This window comes from Pseudomonas sp. PvP100, from assembly GCF_017833055.1.
Taxonomy (GTDB): domain Bacteria; phylum Pseudomonadota; class Gammaproteobacteria; order Pseudomonadales; family Pseudomonadaceae; genus Aquipseudomonas; species Aquipseudomonas syringae.
Genome location: NZ_JAFIBO010000001.1, coordinates 4,321,955 through 4,343,708, shown reverse-complemented (window position 1 = coordinate 4,343,708; position 21,754 = coordinate 4,321,955). Strand labels below are relative to the sequence as shown.

18 protein-coding genes are annotated in these 21,754 nt (G+C 61.2%); 7 read left to right on the top strand and 11 right to left on the bottom strand.

All coding sequences use genetic code 11. The features are described 5' to 3' along the window. Positions 1 to 42 precede the first annotated feature (42 nt). The 4 genes from JOE39_RS18670 to JOE39_RS18655 form a co-directional block, all read right to left on the bottom strand. Positions 43 to 483, bottom strand: coding sequence for a glycine zipper domain-containing protein (locus JOE39_RS18670; protein WP_003318246.1), 441 nt, complete (start codon positions 481 to 483; stop codon positions 43 to 45). 209 nt (positions 484 to 692) lie between these two features. Beyond that, complete coding sequence (locus JOE39_RS18665; RefSeq protein ID WP_003413652.1) at positions 693 to 3,029, bottom strand: FdhF/YdeP family oxidoreductase; 2,337 nt, start codon at positions 3,027 to 3,029, stop codon at positions 693 to 695. Continuing rightward, entirely contained in the window at positions 3,026 to 3,862 is an 837-nt protein-coding gene (gene fdhD / locus JOE39_RS18660) for a formate dehydrogenase accessory sulfurtransferase FdhD (protein WP_003394268.1), read from the bottom strand. Before fdhD ends, JOE39_RS18665 begins: the two co-directional genes overlap by 4 nt. Before the next feature lie 103 nt (positions 3,863 to 3,965). Further along, positions 3,966 to 4,847, bottom strand: coding sequence for a LysR family transcriptional regulator (locus JOE39_RS18655; protein WP_003394270.1), 882 nt, complete (start codon positions 4,845 to 4,847; stop codon positions 3,966 to 3,968). Between the two features lie 150 nt (positions 4,848 to 4,997). Here JOE39_RS18655 and lysM point away from each other — a divergent pair, with 150 nt between their 5' ends. Next, positions 4,998 to 5,438 carry a peptidoglycan-binding protein LysM gene (gene lysM / locus JOE39_RS18650; RefSeq protein ID WP_003318251.1) on the top strand — a complete coding sequence of 147 codons (441 nt, stop codon included), beginning with the start codon at positions 4,998 to 5,000 and terminating at the stop codon, positions 5,436 to 5,438. A gap of 44 nt (positions 5,439 to 5,482) precedes the next feature. Here the strand turns inward: lysM and yrfG are convergent, their stop codons facing one another. Continuing rightward, positions 5,483 to 6,145: a GMP/IMP nucleotidase gene (yrfG, locus tag JOE39_RS18645; RefSeq protein WP_003384128.1), complete on the bottom strand. Its 663-nt coding sequence runs from the start codon at positions 6,143 to 6,145 to the stop codon at positions 5,483 to 5,485. A gap of 97 nt (positions 6,146 to 6,242) precedes the next feature. On the opposite strand from yrfG, the gene nudE reads away from it, so the two are divergent. Together nudE and cysQ are read left to right on the top strand one after the other, a co-directional pair. Next, positions 6,243 to 6,809, top strand: a complete 567-nt coding sequence (gene nudE, locus JOE39_RS18640; protein WP_003372295.1) for an ADP compounds hydrolase NudE — start codon at positions 6,243 to 6,245, stop codon at positions 6,807 to 6,809. Beyond that, positions 6,806 to 7,648, top strand: a complete 843-nt coding sequence (gene cysQ, locus JOE39_RS18635; RefSeq protein ID WP_003318255.1) for a 3'(2'),5'-bisphosphate nucleotidase CysQ — start codon at positions 6,806 to 6,808, stop codon at positions 7,646 to 7,648. The genes nudE and cysQ overlap by 4 nt, the downstream gene beginning before the upstream one ends. Positions 7,649 to 8,195: 547 nt before the next feature. Here the strand turns inward: cysQ and JOE39_RS18630 are convergent. From JOE39_RS18630 to rfbB, 5 genes are all read right to left on the bottom strand, one after another. Next, positions 8,196 to 8,669: a YiiD C-terminal domain-containing protein gene (locus JOE39_RS18630; RefSeq protein ID WP_210078482.1), complete on the bottom strand. Its 474-nt coding sequence runs from the start codon at positions 8,667 to 8,669 to the stop codon at positions 8,196 to 8,198. Then, the gene (locus JOE39_RS18625) at positions 8,656 to 10,041 is read right to left on the bottom strand and encodes a sigma-54 dependent transcriptional regulator (RefSeq protein ID WP_003394281.1); all 1,386 of its coding nucleotides are present in this window, start codon (positions 10,039 to 10,041) and stop codon (positions 8,656 to 8,658) included. Before JOE39_RS18625 ends, JOE39_RS18630 begins: the two co-directional genes overlap by 14 nt. After that, positions 10,038 to 11,846, bottom strand: a complete 1,809-nt coding sequence (locus tag JOE39_RS18620) for an ATP-binding protein (RefSeq protein WP_032623468.1) — start codon at positions 11,844 to 11,846, stop codon at positions 10,038 to 10,040. The genes JOE39_RS18625 and JOE39_RS18620 overlap by 4 nt, the downstream gene beginning before the upstream one ends. Before the next feature lie 170 nt (positions 11,847 to 12,016). Next, positions 12,017 to 12,562: a dTDP-4-dehydrorhamnose 3,5-epimerase gene (gene rfbC, locus JOE39_RS18615; protein ID WP_210078484.1), complete on the bottom strand. Its 546-nt coding sequence runs from the start codon at positions 12,560 to 12,562 to the stop codon at positions 12,017 to 12,019. Between the two features lie 80 nt (positions 12,563 to 12,642). Next, the gene (rfbB, locus tag JOE39_RS18610; protein WP_003394287.1) at positions 12,643 to 13,725 is read right to left on the bottom strand and encodes a dTDP-glucose 4,6-dehydratase; all 1,083 of its coding nucleotides are present in this window, start codon (positions 13,723 to 13,725) and stop codon (positions 12,643 to 12,645) included. A gap of 241 nt (positions 13,726 to 13,966) precedes the next feature. Here rfbB and JOE39_RS18605 point away from each other — a divergent pair, with 241 nt between their 5' ends. From JOE39_RS18605 to JOE39_RS18585, 4 genes are all read left to right on the top strand, one after another. Then, on the top strand, positions 13,967 to 16,879 hold the full coding sequence (locus tag JOE39_RS18605) for an aminotransferase (protein WP_210078486.1): 2,913 nt from the start codon (positions 13,967 to 13,969) through the stop codon (positions 16,877 to 16,879). A 357-nt stretch (positions 16,880 to 17,236) separates the two neighbouring features. Next, positions 17,237 to 18,115 (top strand): N-carbamoylputrescine amidase, encoded by an 879-nt coding sequence (gene aguB / locus JOE39_RS18600; protein WP_210078488.1) that lies wholly within the window; start codon positions 17,237 to 17,239, stop codon positions 18,113 to 18,115. A 5-nt stretch (positions 18,116 to 18,120) separates the two neighbouring features. Beyond that, entirely contained in the window at positions 18,121 to 19,227 is a 1,107-nt protein-coding gene (gene aguA / locus JOE39_RS18595; RefSeq protein ID WP_003394293.1) for an agmatine deiminase, read from the top strand. Between the two features lie 649 nt (positions 19,228 to 19,876). Then, a complete protein-coding gene (locus tag JOE39_RS18585; protein ID WP_210078489.1) occupies positions 19,877 to 21,151 on the top strand; it encodes an OprD family porin in 1,275 nt (424 codons plus the stop codon). Positions 21,152 to 21,188: 37 nt separating this feature from the next. Here JOE39_RS18585 and JOE39_RS18580 read toward each other — a convergent pair whose 3' ends face one another. Further along, positions 21,189 to 21,719: a hypothetical protein gene (locus JOE39_RS18580; RefSeq protein ID WP_003427268.1), complete on the bottom strand. Its 531-nt coding sequence runs from the start codon at positions 21,717 to 21,719 to the stop codon at positions 21,189 to 21,191. Positions 21,720 to 21,754 lie beyond the last annotated feature (35 nt).

The window sequence follows — 21,754 nt, the reverse complement described above, 5'->3', positions numbered from 1 at the left end:
CAAGAGCGGCCGGTTTTTATGCTTCAGCGACTGACGGTGGTATCAGTCACGATGACGGCGATGGCCGTGGTGCTTCGGGCGATGGCCATGGTCACGGCCACCACGATAACGACGATCGTCGCTGCGGCTTTCGTTGCCCATGTAGTTGCCGAGTGCAGCACCGCCGCCGCCACCTACCGCCGAGCCGACCAGGCTGCCGGTGTTGCCGCCGACGCTGCGACCCAGCACGTTACCGCCCGCTGCGCCCAGACCGCCGCCAATGGCTGCTTCTGTGCGGTTGCGACGATCTGCGCCTACGGCGCCACCGGCTGCGCCGCCGACACCCGCGCCAATTGCTGAACCAGTGCTGCCGCCGACCTGCTGGCCGACGACCGAACCGAGTACCCCACCCAATGCTCCGCCTACGCCTGACTCGAGGTTGCCTGCAGACGCTGCACCGCCGATCAAGGTAAGAGACAACAACAGTATCGAGGAATACTTCATGTATGGAATCTCATAGGGATGACGCCGCGATCTTGGTGTCAAGTGAAGAATGTAGCAATGCAATTCCGACGAGTAACACGATTGCCACACAAACTGCTAAGTTATTGTTTTGGCTAAGGAACTTAAGTCGAAAAAGAGAGTCTGAGGTTACTTGCAAAAGGCCCGCTTCCAGTGAAGCGGGCCTTTTTTGTGGGCGTCTTTCAGGGACGTCAGAGGATGCGTGCCGACTCTGCCGAGCGCTCGAGGCGAATGGCAACGAACTTCGATGTCGGCGTGCTGCTGCCATCACCCACGCTTTCCAGCGGCACCAGCGGGTTGACCTCTGGGTAGTAGGCGGCAGCCTGACCGGCCGGGATATCGAACGGCAGCAATGTGAAGCCTTTGACGCGGCGCTCGCGGTTATCACTCCAGATCGAAATCAGGTCTGCCTTCTGCCCCGGCTGGAAGCCCAGACGGATGATGTCGGCTTCGTTGACGAACAGCACGTCACGCTGACCTTTGACGCCGCGATAACGGTCGTCCAGGCCATAGATGGTGGTGTTGTACTGATCGTGCGAGCGCATCGACTGCATGATCAGGTCCGGGATCTGCCCGGTCGAGCTGACGTGTTCATTGATCAGAGTCAACGGCAGCGCGTTGGACTTGAAGTTGGCGCGGGTCGACGCAGTGTTCCAGCGACGTGCGCCAGCAGCGTTACCCAGGTAGAAGCCGCCCGGGTGCTTGACGCGTTCGTTGAAATCCTTGAAGCCGGGGATGGTGTCGGCGATCAGGTCACGAATACGGTTGTAGTCCTCGACCAGCCACAACCAGTCCACAGGCGCCTTGCCCAGCGTAGCGTTGGCGATACCGGCGATGATCGCCGGCTCGGAGCGCATTTGCTTCGAGGACGGCTTCAACTGGCCATTGGAAGCGTGAACCATGCTGAACGAATCTTCCACGGTGACGGCTTGTGGGCCGTTGGCCTGGATATCGATGTCGGTACGGCCGAAGCACGGCAGGATCAGTGCGTCCTTGCCGTGGAACAGGTGGCTGCGGTTCAGCTTGGTGCTGATCTGTACGGTCAGGTCGCAATTGCTCAGGGCTTCGGCAGTGCGATGGCTGTCCGGGGTGGCTTGAGCGAAGTTGCCGCCCAGCGCGATGAACACCTTGGCGCGACCTTCGGCCATGGCGTGAATGGCTTCGACGACGTTGTGACCATTTTCGCGGGGTACTTTGAACTGGAAGCGTTTTTCCAGAGCATCGAGCAGGAACACCGGTGGGCGCTCGTTGATGCCCATGGTGCGGTCACCCTGCACGTTACTGTGACCGCGCACCGGGCACAGACCGGCACCCGGACGACCGATGTTGCCGCGCAGCAGCATCAGGTTGGCGATTTCCTGGATGGTCGGTACCGAATGACGGTGCTGGGTGATACCCATCGCCCAGCACATGATCACGTTCTTGCCTTTGGCGTACATGCGTGCCGACTGTTCGATGTCGCTCAGCGGCAGGCCGGACTGCTCGACGATGGCGTCCCAGGACGTGTCATCGATGGCGGCCAGGTATTCGAGTACGCCTTCGGTGTGTTCGTTGAGGAACGCGTGATCGAACACCGAAGGGGCGTTGTTGGCCTGCGCCTCGCGCTCCCATTGCAGCAGGAACTTGGCCATGCCGCGCAACAGCGCCATGTCGCCACCCAGGGCAGGGCGGAAGTAGGCGGTGTTGGTCGGGCGGTCGCCGTTGGTGAGCATCTCGACCGGGTGCTGCGGATGCTGGAAACGCTCCAGGCCACGCTCTTTGAGCGGGTTCACGCACACTACCTGGGCACCGCGCTGTACTGCTTCACGCAAAGGCTCGAGCATGCGCGGGTGGTTGGTGCCGGGGTTCTGGCCGAGGACGAAGATGGCATCGGCGTGTTCGAAATCCTCGAACGTGACGGTGCCCTTGCCGACGCCGACGCTTTGCGACAGTGCTACGCCACTGGCCTCGTGGCACATGTTCGAGCAGTCCGGGAAGTTGTTGGTGCCGTAGGCGCGCACGAACAGCTGATACAGGTATGCCGCTTCGTTGCTGGCGCGACCCGAGGTGTAGAACTCGGCCATGTTCGGGCTGGGCAGGTTCTTCAGGTGCTTGGCGATCAGCGCAAACGCGTTGTCCCAGCTGATCGGCTTGTAACGGTCGGTTTCCGCGTCATAAGTCATCGGCTCGGTCAGACGGCCCTGATACTCGAGCCAATAATCGCTCTGCTCCATCAACGAGCTGACGCTGTAGCGGGCGAAGAAGGCCGGGTCGACACGGCGCTTGGTCGCTTCCCAGTTCACCGCCTTGGCGCCGTTCTCGCAGAACTTGACCATGCCGCTTTCCGGCGAATCACCCCAGGCGCAGCCCGGGCAGTCGAAACCGCCGTTCTGGTTGGTCTTGAGCATCATGCGCAGGTTCTTCAGCGCGTTGTCACTGCCCAGCCAGTGTTGCGTCACGCTGATCAGTGCGCCCCATCCGCCTGCCGCACCTTTGTACGGCTTGTAGCGAGGGGTTGGTGTCTTGTCGGCTTGATGATGAGTGCTCACGCTTGAATCTCCATCGCAGGGCTATAGACCCGCGGCGCACTGTGCTGCGGCAGGTGAATTAAATTGAGGTTATGACGGCGGGCCCATTGCAGGGCCAGGCCGGTGGGCGACGACAGGCTGACCAGCGTATGGATGCCGGCGCGCAATACTTTCTGAATCAGTTCCAGGCTGCAGCGGCTGGTCACGATGGCGACGCCGCCGGCCAGGGGGATGTCCTGGCGGATCAAGGCGCCGATCAGTTTGTCCAGCGCGTTGTGGCGGCCGATGTCTTCACGGCCCAGCAGCAACTGGCCGTTGCCGTCCATGAACACCGCCGCGTGCACAGCGCCGCAATGGCGGCCAAGCGGCTGGAACTCGCCGATGCGCTGACGCAGGCCTTCCAGCCACTCGATCGGGGGCAGGGGCGCGCCGGGCAGGGCCTTCAGATCAGGCAATGCCTGCTCGACGGCTTCAACGCCACACAGTCCGCAGCCGCTGGTGCCAGCTAACTGTCGGCGCTGCTGCTTGAGTTCCCAGAACGCGCGGCTGGCGATCTCGACCTCGGCCTGCATCGCCGAGCCGCAACCGCTGAGTTTGAAGTCGTAGATTTCGTCATGCGAGGCAATGATGCCGCTGCCCAGGCTGAAGCCGACGATAAAGTCTTCCAGATCGGTCGGGCTGACCAGCATGACCGCCTGGCTGATGCCGTTGTAGGCAATCGCCAGTGCCACTTCTTCAGCAAGTTCGTTGCGTGCAGAGGCCGTGCCCTCGAGATTCGAGTAGCTGTAGGACTGGCTTGCTTCGGGGGCTGGCGTAGCAAAGGACGCCGAGCTGACCTTGCGCGTAACGGGCATGGGCTGAAATACCGGCAGAATGACATCTGCAAGACTAGGCCCGTTATGTGAAATCGTCTAATCGCTAGTGCTGATGCCCCGATAGATGACGTCGATCAACGCCCTAGCGCGGTATTTCGGCTACCAGCGCAAAACAGGCTTCGGCCAGTGCCGAGCGCGGCGCACTGCGGCGCATGATCAACCCCAGCCGGGCCAAAGTCCGGGAGTCGGCAATCGGATGCAGGCGCAAATGTTCGGTGAGCGTTTCCAGTCCGCCATCCAGCGGCATGATCGCGCAGCAAAAACCGCCATGTACGGCTTGCAGCAACTGATGAACGGCATCGGTTTGTATCAGCGGGTTGGGTTGCAGGCCGCGGCTATGGAAGTTGTGATCGATCGACTGGCGAAAATGCATGCCGCTGGTCAGCATGCCCAGTGGCAGCTCGACCAGATCGGCCCAGCTCAAGGGATCGTCGCCAAACGAAAAGTGCCGACGGTCGTACAGCAGGCCCATGCGCGTGTCGTCCAGGGGCAGCGAATCGAAACGCTCGTTGTCCAGCCGCTCCAGGTACGAGACGCCCAGGTCGATACGATTGCTCGCCAGTTGTTCCAGCACTTGCTCGGAGCTGAGTGACGACAGCTCGAAGCGCAGATTGGGGTGCAGCTGGTGCAGTCGGTGCAGCAATGGCAGCGGATCGAAGCTCGACAGCGGCACCACGCCCAGGCGCAACGTCCCGACCAGATGACCGCGGCAGGCGGCCGCTTCAGCCTGCAGACCGTCGTAGGCAGCCAGTACCGTGCGTGCCCAGGCCAATACGCGTTCGCCTGGTGCGGTGAAACCTTCGAAGCGCTGGCCGCGATTGACCAGTGGCAAGCCAAGCTCTTCTTCCAGATTGCGCAGGCGCATCGACAGCGTCGGCTGGGTGATGTTGCAGCGCGCAGCCGCCTGGCCGAAGTGCCTCGTCTCGTCGAGGGCGATCAGAAATTTAAGTTGCTTGATGTCCATGTTCACTCCGATGAGCCGTCCAGACAGCCGATTCTACGCGCTCAGGCTGAACGATGGTCGGGCTACGTTGGTCGGAAGCCTGCAGCCCTTTATTTACAAGGGCTACACTCATCACGCTATTCCTCAAACCTACTTACGGAGAACCAGAAAATGAGTCTGATCAGTTTCATCAAGGAAGCAGGCGAGAAAATTCTGGATGCACTTCTGCCAGATAAAGCCAACGCCGATGAGTTGCTGAGAAAGCATATCTCCGAAGTCGGTCTGGGCAACCCCAATGTGCAGACCGAAGTCAACGGCAGCACTGTCACCGTGAAAGGCCAGGTCGCCAATCAGGAGGAGAGGGAAAAGATTGTCGTGACGCTGGGTAATATTCATGGCGTGGATAAAGTCGACGACCAGATGACTGTTGCGGGCGGCGAGACTTCTGAGTCCGAATACGTCGAAGTGATGCCGGGCGACACCCTCAGCGCTATTTCCAAGCGCGTGTATCACGATGCCAACCAGTACCAGAAAATCTTTGAAGCCAACAAGCCGATGCTCAAGAGCGCGGACAAGATCTATCCGGGTCAGAAGCTGCGCATTCCGAAGTGATCTGAGGACGCTGCCCGCCTTTTCAGGCGGGCACACGGCGTTACTTACAATCCCTTGCTCAGCTCCCGATAGTCGTCCACTGCGGCGAACTCTTCGGTGTCTTTCGGGCCTTTCTGGCTGTTGGGCTGGCTGACTGCCAGCAAATGAGCTACACCGAAGTGTCGAGCGCTGCGCAGTATTGGCAGGGTATCGTCGATAAACAGGCTGCGTGCCGGGTCGAACGCTGTTTCGGCCTTCAAAGCGTCCCAGAAATGCTGGCTTTCTTTGGGAAAGCCGTAATCGTGAGAGCTGATAAGGCGTTCGAAATAAGGCGCCAGCTCGATTCGCTCCATCTTCAGCGACAACGAATCACGGTGCGCATTGGTGATCATGATCACCCGCTTGCCGGCTTTTTGCAGGGCCGCGAGAAACGTCTCGGCGTCCGGGCGCAGCGCAATCATGTGAGCGATTTCGCGTTTCAGGTCGCGGACCGACAGGTTAAGCTCGGTGCTCCAGAAATCCAGGCAGTACCAGTTGAGCGTGCCCGCGTTGTTTTCGAACAGCGGTTTCAACTCCAGCCAGGCCATGGCGAAACTGACGCCATGCAGTTCGGCGTAGCGCTGCGGCAGGTGCTGCATCCAGAAGTGTTCGTCGTAATGCAGGTCGAGCAACGTGCCGTCCATATCCAGCAGGACGGTATCGATTTCGCTCCAGGGCATGGAAAGCATTCTGGCCTCGTCAAGGGGTTGATAGCGGGTAAGCATATCCGACACAGACATCGGGAAAAGCTCGGTATAGTACCTCGTTCATGTAAAGGAGCCTGTCATGCGTCAGAAACCTACCGTACTTGCCCGCGCAATCGTCGCCAGTAGTCGTCTGTTCCGCGTTGAAGAGCTGCAATTGCGCTTTGCCAATGGCGTCGAGCGGACCTATGAGCGTCTGGCCAGCAAAGGCACGGGCCCCGGGGCGGTGATGATCGTGGCCATGCTCGATGCCGATCACGCTGTGCTGATCGAAGAATATTGTGGCGGCACCGATGCCTACGAGCTGTCCCTGCCCAAGGGCCTGATCGAGCCGGGCGAAGACGTGCTGGCGGCTGCCAACCGTGAACTCAAGGAGGAGGCCGGTTTCGGTGCGCGGGAGCTGGAACTGTTGACCGAGCTGTCGCTGTCCCCGGGCTACATGAGCCAGAAAATTCAGGTGGTGCTGGCCACCGACCTTTACGAAGAGCGGCTGGAAGGCGACGAGCCCGAGCCGATCCGGGTCGACCGGATCAACCTGCGCGAGTTGTCGAGCCTTGCCCAGAATGCCCAGTTCAGCGAAGGCCGGGCGCTGGCCGCGCTGTACCTCACACGTGACCTGCTGACCCAGCGTGGATTGTTCCAGCCATGACCGATTCTCTGCACAACCTGCCACATCCGCTGCTCGCCCCGGTGATTGAACTGACGCGACTGGCGGGCGAAGTGATCCTGCCGTTCTGGCGCGCCAATGTCACCGTGACCACCAAGACCGACGACTCGCCGGTGACCGCCGCTGATCTGGCCGCCCATCAGGTGCTGGTCGAGGGCCTGCAGGCGCTTGACCCGGACATTCACGTGCTCTCCGAAGAGGACGCGGATATCCCCCTCAGCGAGCGGGCAGGCTGGGAGCGCTGGTGGCTGGTCGATCCGCTGGACGGCACCAAGGAGTTCATCTCCGGCAGTGAAGAGTTCACCGTCAATGTCGCGCTGATCGAGCGTGGCCGCGTGGTATTCGGCGTGGTCTCGATGCCCACCAATAACCGCTGCTACTTCGGCGGCGCGGGGCTGGGTGCCTGGCGCAGTGATAGCGTCGACCACATCCAGCCGATCGCAGTGCGCAACCAGCTTGGCGAAGGGCAGACCTTTACCGTGGTCGCCAGCCGCCGCCATTCCAGCCCGGAGCAGGAGCATTTGCTCGCCGGCCTGTCGAACGGGCTGGGTCATTTGCAACTGACCAACATCGGCAGCTCACTGAAATTCTGCCTGCTGGCCGAAGGCGCCGCCGACTGCTACCCACGCCTGGCCCCGACCTCGCAATGGGACACCGCTGCGGCGCAGGGCGTGCTTGAAGGTGCAGGAGGCGAAGTGTTGCAACTGGACGGCCAGCCGTTCAGCTACCCGGCCCGCGAATCGCTGCTCAACCCGTTCTTCCTGGCCCTGCCCGCCAACGCCGAATGGCGCGACAAACTGCTGGTGCTGGCGCAGTCCTGAGGCCGGCTTCAAGGCCTCTGCCCGGCGGGCGTAGGAGCGAACCGGGCGACGCTTCGCTTGCTCGCGAAAGGGCCGGTGCATCCACAGCAAATCCAGTGTTTGAAACGACGCCTTCGCGAACAAGTTCGCTCCTACAAAAGCGCTGAGACGCTTGGCTGAGACAGCTTCACCAGTGCAAAAGCGCATGGCCTGTTCTTCGCTGATGCAGGGGCGGCCGCGTTCTTGTGGGAGCGAGCTTGCTCGCGAAGGCGATTGTTCAAGCGATGAGTTTTTGCGGATTGCACTGGCCTCTTCGCGAGCAAGCTCCCACAGGTCTGCGTCCAGTGCATCAACTACGCGCAGCCTCACCGGTGCAACACGAACTGCCCGACAAAGCACACGGCGTGTTCTTCGCTTGATACAGGTATGCAGGGTCAGGCGCGTTCTTGTGGGAGCGAGCTTGCTCGCGAAGGCGATTGTTCAAGCGATGAGTTTTTGCGGATTGCACTGGCCTCTTCGCGAGCAAGCTCCCACAGGTCTGCGTCCAGTGCACTAACTGCACGCAGCCTCACCGGTGCAACACAAACTGCCCGACAAAGCGCACGGCGTGTTCTTCGCTGTCCTGCTCGCTGATGCAGGTGTGCAGGGTCAGGCGGGCGCGGCCTCGGCGTTGGTAGGTGGCGATGAATTTTTCCCACTGCGCCAGCTCGGGCGCGTCGCAGTGGGCGATGGCGTCGCTGCGTACCGGCAGTGGATAACTGATCTGTCCGTCCTGAATCACGATATGCCCATCGGTGATCCCGGCCTCACGCAGTCGCAGGTGCAGCCAGCCCCAGCCCGCCAGTACTGCGCCGCAATACAGGCTGCCGCCGAACAGCGTGCTCTTGTGGTTGACGTTGGGTGCCAGCGGCAGGTGCAGGCGCAGGGACTGGTTGTGCCAGTCGATCACGCGCATGCCCATCTCGCGGGTCAGCGGAATGTCGTGGTGCAGCACCTGCTCCAGTGCGTGGGCGGCGTCATGTTCAGGCTCAATCGTTGTCATCGGAAGCTCCGCTGCTGTCGCCAAACGTCAGGCCGTGCTTGCGCAGTTTGTCGTGCAGGGTCTTGCGCGGCACACCCAGCGCTTCCGCCAGACTGCGCACCGAGCTGTGCGGGCGCGCCAGTTCGGCGGCGATCAACGCGCGCTCGAAGCTTTCCACCTGATCGCTCAGCCCGCCGCCCGGCGGTGGCGCCTGTTCTGCATCAGCGCCTTCCAGCTCCAGTTCCAGACCCAGCGCAAAACGCTCGGCAGCGTTTTGCAGTTCCCGGACGTTGCCCGGCCAGTTATGCCGCAACAGCAGCGCGCGCTGGCCCGGCTTGAGTTCGTGCTTGGGGATGCCGTGGCGCATGCTCGCGGCATCGGCGTAATGTTCGAACAGCATCAGCGCATCTTCACCCCGTTCGCGCAACGGCGGGATGCGCAGCGAGGCCACGTTCAGGCGGTAATACAAGTCCGCCCGGAAGCGGCCCTGATCGGCCGCGTGCCGCAGGTCTTCCTTGGTCGCGGCGATGATGCGGATGTCCAGCGGGATCTGCTGATTGCTGCCCATTCGCTCGACCACGCGTTCCTGCAGCAGGCGCAGCAGCTTGACCTGCACGTCCAGGCTCATGCTTTCGATTTCATCGAGGAACAGCGTGCCGCCGTTGGCAAACTCGAACTTGCCGATACGCCGCTTCTGCGCGCCGGTAAAGGCCCCTGGCTCGTGGCCGAACAGCTCGCTTTCCACCACCGATTCAGCCAGCGCGCCGGCGTTGATCGCCACGAACGGGCCGCTGCGGCGGTTGGACAGATCGTGCAGCGCGCGGGCGACCACTTCTTTGCCTGCGCCGGTTTCGCCGAGGATCAGCACGTCGGCTCGCGTCCCGGCCAATGCGCCGATTTGTTCGCGCAGACGCAGGATCGGCGGCGACTGACCGATCAGGCGTGTGCTCAGTTGTTGGCGATCACTCAGGGCCAGGCGCAGGCTGCGGTTATCCAGCACCAGACGGCGCAGCGCCAGGGCACGGCGCACACTGTCGAGCATGGCGTCGCTGGCGAAGGGCTTTTCCAGAAAGTCGTAGGCCCCGGCGCGCATGGCCTTTACCGCCAACGGTACATCGCCATGCCCGGTGATCAGCAGCACCGGCAGGTCGGGGTCCTGCGCGTGAAGCTGGTCGAGCAGTTCCAGGCCGTCCATGCCCTGCATGCGAATATCGCTGACCACCACGCCCGGCCAGTCGCGGCCGATGCGCTCGGCCAGCCCGGTCGCTTCGGGCAGCGACAGAACGTTCAGGCCAGCCAGGTCCAGCGTCTGGCGCAGGGCCTGACGCAGGTGCGAATCGTCGTCGATCAGCACCACCTGAATCTGGCTGTCGATGGCTGTGTCCGAACTCATGCAGAAAGGTCCTCTGGCGGTTGAAGATTGGCTCCGGAAGCACCGGCCCGCAGGCGCAGGGTCAGCAGCGCACCGCCGCTGGGATGGTTGGCGAACAGCAACTCGCCGCCCAGCGCGCGCATCAGCGTATCGCAGATGGCCAGACCGAGGCCAAGGCCCTGGGTGCGGGTCTTGGTCGTAAAGAAGGGCTCGCGGGCCCGCGCCAGTGCTTCCTGGGAAAAGCCGGGGCCGTTGTCACGAATGTACAGGTTAACGCCCTCGGCGGTCTGCTCGACACTTATCCACAGCCTGCGTGGTGGGCCTTTTTCAGTGAGGGCGTCCAGCGCGTTGGCGATCAGATTGCCGAGCACCTGACGCAGACGGGTTTCACCGGCCTGCACCCAGATCGTGGCGTCCGGCAGGTCACGGATCAGCTCGACTTCCATGGCGCGCCGCCGCTTGGCCAGCAGCGCCAGCGCATCTTCCAGCGCCGGTTGCAGTGCCACGCTTTCAGGGGCGTGGCGGTCGCGACGGGCGAAGGCGCGCAAGTGCGCGATGATCGAGGCCATGCGCCCGGTCAGTTCGCTGATCAGCTTGAGGTTGCCGCGTGCATCCTCGGTGCGCTGATGATCGAGCAGCACTTCGGCGTTTTCGGCGTAACTGCGGATGGCGGCCAACGGCTGATTCAGCTCATGGCTGATACTCGCCGACATGGTGCCCAGCGCCGTCAGTTTGCTGGTCTGCACCAGTTCGTCCTGGGCCTGCACCAGCTCCTGCTGCGCCTGTTCGCGCTCCAGCACTTCCTGACGCAGCCGGCTGTTGAGCCCCTCCAGATCGCTGGTCCGCTCGATAACCCGCATCTCCAGCTCGCGGCGCGCCTTGGCCTCGAAAGCGATGCGATCCAGATAATGACGACGACGCTGCATCATCAGGCCCAGCAACAACATCAGCACCAGCAGCGCTGCGCCGCCAATCGCTACCACTGTGCGCACCTGACGGTCGACAAGGGCGCGAGGCGCGAGGATGTTGACGTTCCAGCCGGTTTCTTCGATGGCTTGGGTCTGAGTCAGCCAGGCGTGTTCATCGATTCTCAACGGGCGCGGATCGCGGGTCGGATAGGACTGGATCGCGACGATGGCTTTTTTCTCGTCATCGGTCAGGTCGCGGGTCGCCCGAAAGCGCCATTCGGGGTTGGAAGTCAGAATCACCACGCCGTTCTGGTCGGTCAGCAGCAGTTGTTCGGGCGTCTTGCCCCACAGGGTTTCGGTGTGGTCCAGATCGACCTTGACCACCAGCACGCCGATGATCCGCTCACCGTCACGCACCGGGCCGGCGAAAAAGTAGCCACGTTTGGCAGAGGTCGTGCCGAGGCCGAAGAACCGCCCGGTTCTGCCCGCCCGCGCATCGATGAAATAGGGCCTGAAAGAGAAGTTGCGGCCAATGAAGCTGTCCTTCTGATCCGAGTTCGAAGCCGCCAGGGTCAGTCCATTTGCGTCCATCAGGTACATGACATCGGCACCGGTCTGGCGCGTGATTTCGCTGAGCAGACGGTTGGCGTTTACCAGGGTAGGTGTATCGCCCGGCGCCGCCAGTGCAGCGCGCAAGGCAGGCAGGTCGCCGAGGATCTGCGGCAGGGTTTCGTAACGGTGCAGGGTGCCGAGCAGGTTGGCGACGTACAGGTCCAGGGTCTGACGGTTCTGGTTGGCCAGCACGTTGCGGTAATAACGTTCGGCCAGGTGTTCAAGCGGCCACAGCAACGGCGCGAGGCAGAGTGCCAGAAGGGCGAGGCTGCGCCAGCGAGGGCGGCGCGGCAGTGCGGGAGTCATGGTCATCGATTGGCCGTCGCCGAAGGGTTGGCGATGCCTGCTGGCGATCACGCCGTCGCAGGCAACAGAAACACCCGGTCGATCCTGACGTGGGCATCAGGCGCGTATTATGCCCGCCGCCGGCTTGTCAGGCACCCGGACATTGCGCCGGGCGGCCTTTGGTGGCGGGTTCAGGGAAACAGGTCGGCTTCTTTCAGGCGCTTGCCTTGCTGATCCTTGGCCGACAGGTTGGGCTGGCCGTCGAACTGCCAGTCGATGGCCAGATCCGCATCGTCCCAGGCGATGCAGCGTTCGGCCGAAGGCGTGTAGTAGTCGGTGGTCTTGTATAGGAACTCGGCGTGTTCGCTGAGTACCACGAAACCATGGGCAAAGCCTTCCGGAACCCACAGCTGACGGGCGTTTTCAGCGGACAGCTCGACGCCGACCCACTGGCCGAAGTTCGGCGAGCTGCGGCGAATGTCCACGGCCACATCCAGCACCTTGCCGACCGTGACGCGCACCAGTTTGCCCTGGGCATTTTCGATCTGATAATGCAGCCCGCGCAGGACGCCGCGCTGCGAGCGGGAGTGGTTGTCCTGCACGAATTCACGGGTTAGACCGGTGGCCGCCTGAAAAGCCTTGGCGTTGAAACTTTCATAGAAAAAGCCTCGCTCATCACCGAATACCTTGGGTTCGAGAATCAGGACTTCCGGCAATTTTGTTACGACTACGTTCACGTGGCTTCCCCTGCAATGTTGAATAAGTCGTGGCGACTCGACAGTCTGCCCTGAGGCGCGCCTGCCGAGAAGGGTGCTGATCAGGCAATCAGGTCTTTAGGCTCGGTAAAGCCCAGTCGTTCGCCCTGATAACTGCCGTCCTGAACCCTGCGGCACCAGTCCAGGTTATCCAGGTACCACTGCACAGTCTTGCGCAGCCCGGACTCGAAGGTTTCTTCGGGCGTCCAGTCGAGCTCCTTGTCGATCTTGCTGGCGTCGATGGCGTAACGCTGATCGTGGCCCGGACGGTCGACCACGTAGGTGATCAGGTCGCTGTACTGAGCGACGCCTGCCGGGTGCTGCGGGGCGAGCTCATCGAGCAGCGCGCAGATACCGCGCACAACGTCGATGTTTTTCTGCTCGTTGTGGCCACCGATGTTGTAGGTCTCGCCGACCTCACCTTCGGTCACCACCTTGAGCAGGGCCCGCGCGTGATCCTCGACGTACAGCCAGTCGCGCACCTGCAGGCCATTGCCATATACCGGCAGCGGCTTGCCCGCCAGGGCGTTGAGAATCACCAGCGGGATGAGCTTTTCCGGGAAGTGGAACGGCCCGTAGTTGTTGGAGCAGTTGGTCACCACCACCGGCAGGCCATAGGTGCGGTGCCAGGCGCGCACCAGATGGTCGGACGCAGCCTTGCTCGCCGAGTAGGGTGAGCTGGGCGCATAGGGCGTGGTTTCGGTGAACAGATCATCGACACCGTGCAAGTCGCCATACACTTCATCAGTGGAAATATGGTGAAAACGGAACGCTTGGCGCTGCGCTTCCGGCAGTTTCAGCCACCAGGCGCGTGTGGCTTCCAGCAGGCTGTAAGTGCCGACGATGTTGGTCTGGATGAACTCGGCCGGGCCATCGATGGAGCGGTCGACGTGGGATTCAGCCGCCAGGTGCATGATCGCCTGAGGCGCAAAGCGCTCAAGCACCGCACTGACGCGGGCCTGATCGCAGATATCCGCCTGCACGAACTCATAGCGGGTGTCGGTCGCAATCGACTGCAGCGATTCAAGGTTGCCCGCGTAGGTCAATTTGTCGAAGTTCAGCACTTCGTGTTCGGTGTTGTTTATCAGGTGGCGGATCAGTGCAGAGCCGATGAAACCTGCGCCTCCGGTAACGAGTATTCGCATGAACTGACCTTCTTGTGTGTTCTGGAGTAATGCAGCATAGCGCTTGAGGGCGTATGGCATGATCGGACCATTAAACCCGAGCAGCAGGTCGAATAAAACTCCGGGTAGTTTACGCGCCGGGTGCAGGTGCGGATTGGTCGCGCAGCACAATCCCCCTATAGTCAATGCCCCTATAGTTGCGCGACTGCCCCTCACGCCTTGCTCGACGAGCCTGGGCCTGACAACAAGAACGAGGTTCTTTATGCCGCTTGCCACGCTTATCCGCCGATCCAGTCTGCCTTGCCCCGAGGTCAGCGTGGACCAGGCTTTGCAATTGCTCTCTGAGCACTACGGGCTGAGCGGCACGCTGAAAGCGTTGGGCAGCCAGCAGGATCGCAACTTTCTGCTGGATACCGGCACGCGGCGTTATGTGCTGAAAATCTGCCACGGGGCGTATTCGACCACCGAGCTGAACGCTCAACACGCTGCGCTGCATCATCTGGCCGGCCACAGTGCATTCAAGGTGCCGGGCGTGATCCGCGCCAATGGCACCGAACAGTTACTGTCGGTCGACATCGACGGGCAGGCGGTGCATGTACGCCTGCTGGAGTTCATCGACGGGCAATCGCTGGGGCATGTCGAGCATCTGGGGCGTGACATCGTGGTCGAGTTGGGCGAGCTGTGTGCCCATGTGGATATCGCGCTGGCCGATTTCGACCACCCCGGTCTGCAGCGCATCCTGCAGTGGGACCCGCGCCACGCCCACGCATTGATCAAGCACCTGCTGCCGGTGATCAAGGATGCCGACGCCCGCGCTTGTCTGATCGAAGCGGGCGAGCAGGCTCATCGCCGTCTGTTGCCATTGATTGCGGCACTGCCGATACAGGCGGTGCATCTGGACATCTCCGAGCACAACGCGGTCTGGCGGCGCGAGGCGGGGCACCCGTGGCACTTGCAGGGGCTGATTGATTTCGGCGATCTGCTCAGTACCTGGCGAGTGGCTGACCTGTCGGTGACCTGCGCGGCGCTGCTGCACCATGCCGAGGGCGATCCGCTGTACATCCTCCCGGCCATTGCCGCCTATCACGCCCTCAATCCGCTGAAGATCGAGGAATTGCAGGCGCTCTGGCCGCTGATCGTCGCTCGATCCGCAGTGCTTGTGCTCAGCAGCGAACAACAGGCCAGCGTCGAGCCTGGCAATGCGTATATCCAGGCCAACCTTGCCGGTGAATGGAACATCTTCGATGTCGCCACTTCGGTGCCGATGGCGCTGATGGAAGCTGCGATTCTGCGCGCGGTGGGTCTGGACCTGCCGCCTGCCGAACAACCTGCCTATTCGCCGTTGTTGCCTAGCCTTTCGGGGTTTCAGCCGGTGCTGGTGGATCTGGGCGTGCTCAGCGAACACTTCGTGGCAGGCAACTGGGAGCAGAGCGGCATCGATGAATATCTGCTGTCGCAAGCGGCCGGGGACAATGGGCTGGCGGCCAGTCGGTTCGGTGAATACCGTCTGTCACGCACCTTGCCTGATTGCGCCAGCGAGCCGGAGACCTTTGCGCTGCACGTCGAACTGCATGTGCCCGCAGCAACGCCTCTGCATGCGCCGTTCGATGGCACCTTGCGGCTGACGGCCGATGCTGCGGTGCTGTTGGTCGGCGAGCGCATCAGTTTGAAGCTGTGGGGTGTGTTGCCGGAGGCTTCGCTAGCGGGTCAGGTGGCGGCGAGCACGTTGATCGGGCAGGGCGGTGGTTCGCTGTTGCTGCAATTGTGCACCGAGCCAGACCTCAGCCCGCCGCTGTTCACTACACCGGCCTGGGCAGATGTCTGGCGTGCAGTGTGCCCGTCGCCGTCGGCGCTGCTGGGTTTTGATTGTGACGCGCCAGCGTTGCAAGACGCCGCGCAATTACTGGCGCGCCGTGATGCCAGCTTTGCCCGCTCGCAAAAGCACTACTACCAGGCCCCGCCGCAGATCGAGCGGGGCTGGCGCAATCACCTGATCGACATGCAGGGCCGCTCCTATCTGGACATGCTCAATAACGTCGCGGTTCTCGGTCATGGCCATCCGCGCATGGCCCACGAGGCGGCGCGGCAGTGGTCGCTGCTCAACACCAACTCGCGCTTTCACTATGCAGCGATCGCCGAGTTTTCCGAGCGCCTGCTCAAGCTGGCGCCCGAGGGCATGGACCGCGTGTTTCTGGTCAACAGCGGCACCGAGGCCAACGACCTCGCGATCAGGCTGGCGTGGGCTTACAACGGTGGCCGCGATATGCTCAGTGTGCTGGAGGCGTATCACGGCTGGTCGGTGGCGACCGATGCTATTTCAACCTCGATCGCCGACAACCCGCAGGCACTCAGCACCCGCCCGGACTGGGTGCATCCGGTCACCGCGCCCAACACCTATCGCGGGCCTTTCAGGGGCGCGGACAGTGCGCCGGAGTACCTGCGCAGTGTCGATCAGGCCCTTGCCACGCTGGCTGAGCAGCAACGGCAGGTGGCGGGTTTCATCTGCGAGCCGGTGTATGGCAATGCGGGCGGGATTTCCTTGCCGCCGGGGTATCTGCAACAGGTGTATCAGAAGGTCCGCGCTGTGGGTGGCGTGTGCATTGCCGATGAGGTGCAGGTGGGTTATGGCCGGCTGGGTCATTACTTTTGGGGCTTCGAAGAGCAGGGCGTGGTGCCGGACATCATCAGCATGGCCAAAGGCATGGGCAACGGCCATCCGCTAGGCGCGGTGATCACCCGCCGCGAGATCGCCGAAGCGCTGGAGGCCGAGGGTTATTTCTTCTCGTCATCCGGTGGCAGCCCCGTCAGTTGTCGGATCGGCATGGCGGTGCTGGATGTCATGGAGGAGGAAAAACTCTGGGACAACGCGCGAATTGTGGGTGATCACTTCAAGGCGCGGCTGCAGGCCCTGGCCGACAAGCATCCGCTGGTGGGCGCGGTGCACGGCATGGGGTTTTATCTGGGCATGGAACTGGTCCGCGACCGCCACACCCTGGAACCCGCTACAGAAGAAACCGCCCGCCTGTGCGAGCGCCTGCGTGAACTGGGCATCTTCATGCAGCCGACCGGCGACTACCTGAACATCCTGAAAATCAAACCCCCGATGTGCACCACCCGGCGAAGCGTGGACTTTTTCGTCGACAACGTATCGAAGGTGCTCCACGAACTGGAATAGAGGACGCAGAGCGTCCAGAACGGCATACCCACGCGGAGCATGAGTACGATAGGGGTTGGCCGGACATTATCGTCATACCCGGATCTGCTTTTGATTCTGGCCGAAGGCCGTAGGAGCGAACCGGGCGACGCTTCGCTTGTTCGCGAAAGGGGCCTCCGCGTCACACCCAGCTCGTAGAAATGAGCCCCGTCATGGGTATTAAACAGATTAATATCGGTAAAATTCGAAAATTAATGCGCTCCAAACATTTTTTTTGCTTTTAATACCGATTTATATCCGCTATAAAGGCGTTCATAATCGTCATCGCCTGTCTGCTATGGTGATAAGTCCTTTGCAACCGCCCCTGGAGATATTTTCATGAGCCGTATCGTTTCTGTCGCTGCTACCCAGATGGCCTGCTCCTGGGATCTGGAAGCCAACATCGAGACCGCTGAAAAGCTGGTACGTGAAGCTGCCGCCAAGGGCGCCCAGATCATTCTGATCCAGGAACTGTTCGAAACCCCGTACTTCTGCCAGAAGCCGAACCCGGACTATCTGCAGTTGGCGACTACCCTCGAATCCAACGTCGCAATCAAGCACTTCCAGAAAATCGCCAAAGAACTGCAGGTCGTCTTGCCGATCAGCTTCTTCGAGCTGGCAGGGCGTGCGCGTTTCAACAGCATCGCGATCATCGACGCAGACGGCAGCAACCTGGGCATCTACCGCAAGAGCCACATCCCGGACGGCCCCGGCTACCACGAAAAGTACTACTTCAACCCGGGCGATACCGGCTTCAAGGTCTGGCAGACCCGTTACGCGAAAATCGGCGTCGGTATCTGCTGGGATCAGTGGTTCCCGGAGTGCGCGCGCAGCATGGCGTTGCAGGGCGCGGAAATTCTGTTCTACCCGACTGCCATCGGCAGCGAGCCGCACGACAAGACCATCAGCTCGCGCGACCATTGGCAGCGCGTGCAGCAAGGTCACGCCGGTGCGAACCTGATGCCGCTGATCGCCAGCAACCGCATCGGCAACGAAGGGCAGGACGGCTACGACATCACCTTCTACGGCTCGTCGTTCATCGCCAACCAGTTCGGTGAAAAAGTCGCCGAGCTCAACGAAACCGAAGAAGGCGTGCTGGTTCACAGCTTCGACCTGGACGAGCTGGAGCACATCCGCAGTGCCTGGGGCACGTTCCGTGATCGCCGTCCGAACCTGTACGGCGCGGTGAAGACCCTCGACGGTTCGCTGGAGTCCTGATCGCCATGACCACGCTCAATAGCACGCCACGCGCCGACGGTTTTCATATGCCGGCCGAATGGGCACCGCAAACCCAAGTCTGGATGGTCTGGCCCGAGCGCCCGGACAACTGGCGCCTGGGTGGCAAGCCCGCGCAGGCTGCTCACGTCGCCATCGCCAAGGCCATCGCCCGCTTTGAGCCGGTCACGGTGGCGGTGTCCGCTGCACAATACGACAACGCCCGTGCGCGGCTGGACATGCCGAACATCCGCGTTGTGGAAATGAGCAGCAACGACGCCTGGGTGCGCGACAGCGGGCCGACCTTCGTCATCAACGACCGTGGCGAAGTGCGTGGCGTGAACTGGGAATTCAATGCCTGGGGCGGCTTCGATGGCGGCCTTTATGCGCCGTGGAACCTCGATTCCCAGCTGGGCAGCAAGGTACTCGAAATCGAGCGCTGCCCGCGTTATGTCACCGAAGGCTTCGTGCTCGAAGGCGGCTCGATCCATGTGGATGGCGAGGGCACGCTGATCACCACCGAAGAGTGCCTGCTCAATCGCAACCGCAATCCGCATCTGACCCGCGAACAGATCGAAACGATCCTCGGCGATTACCTGGCTGTGGATAAAGTCATCTGGTTGCCGGACGGCCTGTTCAACGACGAAACCGACGGGCATGTGGATAACTTCTGCTGCTACATCCGTCCGGGCGAGGTGTTACTGGCCTGGACCGATGATCCCGAAGACCCCAACTACTCACGCTGCCACGCGGCATTGAGTATTTTGGAAAACACCCTGGATGCCAAGGGTCGTGCGTTTATCGTGCATAAAATGCCGATTCCGGGCCCATTGTTCGCAACAGAAGAAGAATGCGCAGGCGTAGATCAGGTGCATGGCAGCCAGGAGCGCAATCCTTCGGTGCGTCTGGCCGGGTCGTATGTGAACTTTCTGATCGTCAACGGCGGCATCATTGCGCCGAGTTTCGACGATCCGATGGACGGAAAGGCCCGCGAGATCCTGCAAAAGCTGTTTCCGGAGCATGAGGTCGTAATGGCACCGGGCCGTGAGTTGCTGCTGGGTGGGGGCAATATCCACTGCCTGACACAGCAACAGCCAGCGCCTCACAACCGCTAGTGCTTAGTAACTAGTTGTATCTAACGACTGGATAGTTGGTCCCGTTTTTGCTGTATTAAGCCCATCATCAGATGGGCTTTTTTATGCGTTACGTTATAACTAAGTTCATCAGATTTATCGGCAGTTTTCCTAAATTCCACTGGCGAAACTCCGTTTCCTTAGCTTGACTGTCACATGGCACCAGTAGATTTAGCCCCTCACGAATCAAGAGGTTTTGGTTATGAATGCAGGTATGAACCAACAGCGAGTTCGTGGTTTTTCTGCTTCGCTCAGTAATGAGGCACGCCAGCGAGTGGCGGATTGGTTGAGGACGACCAGGCCCGTGAAAGCCAGACCGGACGTACGCGCCATGCTGCTGAAGCGCTATCCGGCAGGCCTGTTCAACGATGCCGAATTCGAAGCGTTGGCGCGTGTGCTGACAGATTAAGCAATACACCAGACCTGGCCCCGACCATCCACACGTTTGACACCCCCAGGCACCCGAACTAGGATTCGCGCCCCACTGCCTGTGGCTCCACTCCCTGTACGTGCTTCGTAGTCCGCTGCGATGACCTCGTGCGGCTCTCCACCGCCTGATCAGAGGCGGGAAGCCAGGACGGCCATTGGCCGCCGCCACAGCGCATGTCATTTGCAGAACAAGGAAGACAAGATGCTTAACACACGTATGGGTATGCTCGCTTTGGGCATCATCAGCGCCGGTCAGGCCGTGGCTCAGGGCCAAGCCGATTCGAAGGGCTTCGTTGAAGACAGCAGCCTGAACGTCAACCTGCGTAACGCCTACATCAATCGCGACTACAAAAACGACCGTGAAGACAAATCCGAATGGGGCCAGGCCTTCATGGGTACCTTCGCGTCCGGTTTCACTCAGGGCACGGTTGGCGTGGGCGTCGACGCCTTTGCGCTGTACGGTATTCGCCTCGATGGCGGAAAGGGCCGCAGTGGCAATGGCGGCATCGACTTCTTCAAGCAGGGCGACAGCGGCGCGGCTGCCGATGACCTGTCTCGTGCCGGCGCTGCGGTAAAAGCACGCTTCTCGAATACCGTCATCAAGTACGGCGATCAGATGCCGCAATTGCCGGTGCTGAACTACGACAACTCCCGTCTGTTGCCGGAAAGCTACACCGGCACCCTGATCACCTCCAAAGAGATTGATGGGCTGGAAGTGGTCGCCGGGCGTTTCACCCAGGAAGCGCGCAAGAGCGCCGAAGGTCGCGACAGTGGTGACTTGAAAAGCATCAACGTCTACGGCGCCAGCTACAAATTCACCGATGAGTTCAGCGCCGCTTTCTACGCCTCCGACAACGAAGACGTGTTCAAGAAGCAGTACCTGCACCTGAACTACGTCTTCGCCCTGCCGCAAGACCAGTCGCTGACCTTCGACTTCAACGGCTACAAGACCCGACTGGATAAAGACTTCACTGCCAGCGACGCACGTGACAACAAAATCTGGAGCCTGGCCGCGACCTGGGCTGTGGGCATCCACTCCTTCACCCTGGCGCATCAGCGCAGCACCGGTGACATGGGTTACGCCTACGGAGGCTATCGCAACGACGGTGGTTTTGGTGATGGCGGTAACACCATCTACCTCGCCAACTCCTATTGGTCCGACTTCAACGGCAAGGACGAACGCTCGTGGCAGGCGGCTTATGGCGTGGACCTGTCCGGGCTGGTCCTGCCTGGCCTGAGCTACAAGGCTGCCTACGTACGCGGCGACAACATCGACGATGGCACCGCAGGCAGTGGCGACGGTACTGAGCGCGAGATATTCAGCCAGCTGACCTACGTGGTCCAGAGCGGGCCGGCCAAAGACCTATCGATCCGCCTGCGAAACTCGTTCCTGCGGGTCTCAGACGACGCACAGGCCTACAACAGCGAAGGCAACGAGACACGTATCTTCGTGGACTACCCGATCAACGTTTTCTGATCTGAGTGCGGCGGCCTGGCAAAGGCCGTCGCCCGACTCAGTCCGCGACCAACTGAACAAACACTGCGAACCCGCCGAGGAATACCCAGAAAAAGCTGAACAGCCAAGGACTGCGCTTGGAGAACAGCAAGGACTTTTTCGGCCCGGTTTCGCTGGATTCCCAATCGCTGAACAATGGCGAATCGTCATAGGTCAGCCCGATGACCGGCTCGCTGAGCAGCAGTTGCGCCTGTTTGTGATGCCAGTGCTGGATGATGTCGCACGCCGCCCGAATACCCGGCCAGGCGAACAGCGTACTGAGCAGCCCCAGCAAAGCCAGCATCGGCGGCACCACCAGCGTGAACATCGCGCCCCAGGCCGTGTTCATGTTGGCCATCGACGACGCGTAAGCGATCACCAGAAATGACTGCGCCGACAAATAGGCGTTGGTGCGGTTGGAAAGATTGGTGGTTTCGTAATGGATTTCGCGTCGATAAAAGTCCAGCCGTTCCTTGGGCGAGCCAAACAATTTGACCTGCTGCTCATCCACGACTTTCGCGGGTGTTTCATCCGTTATGATTCTGGGCACTGGTGTTACCGATGTATAAAAGGTGCTGGATAGAC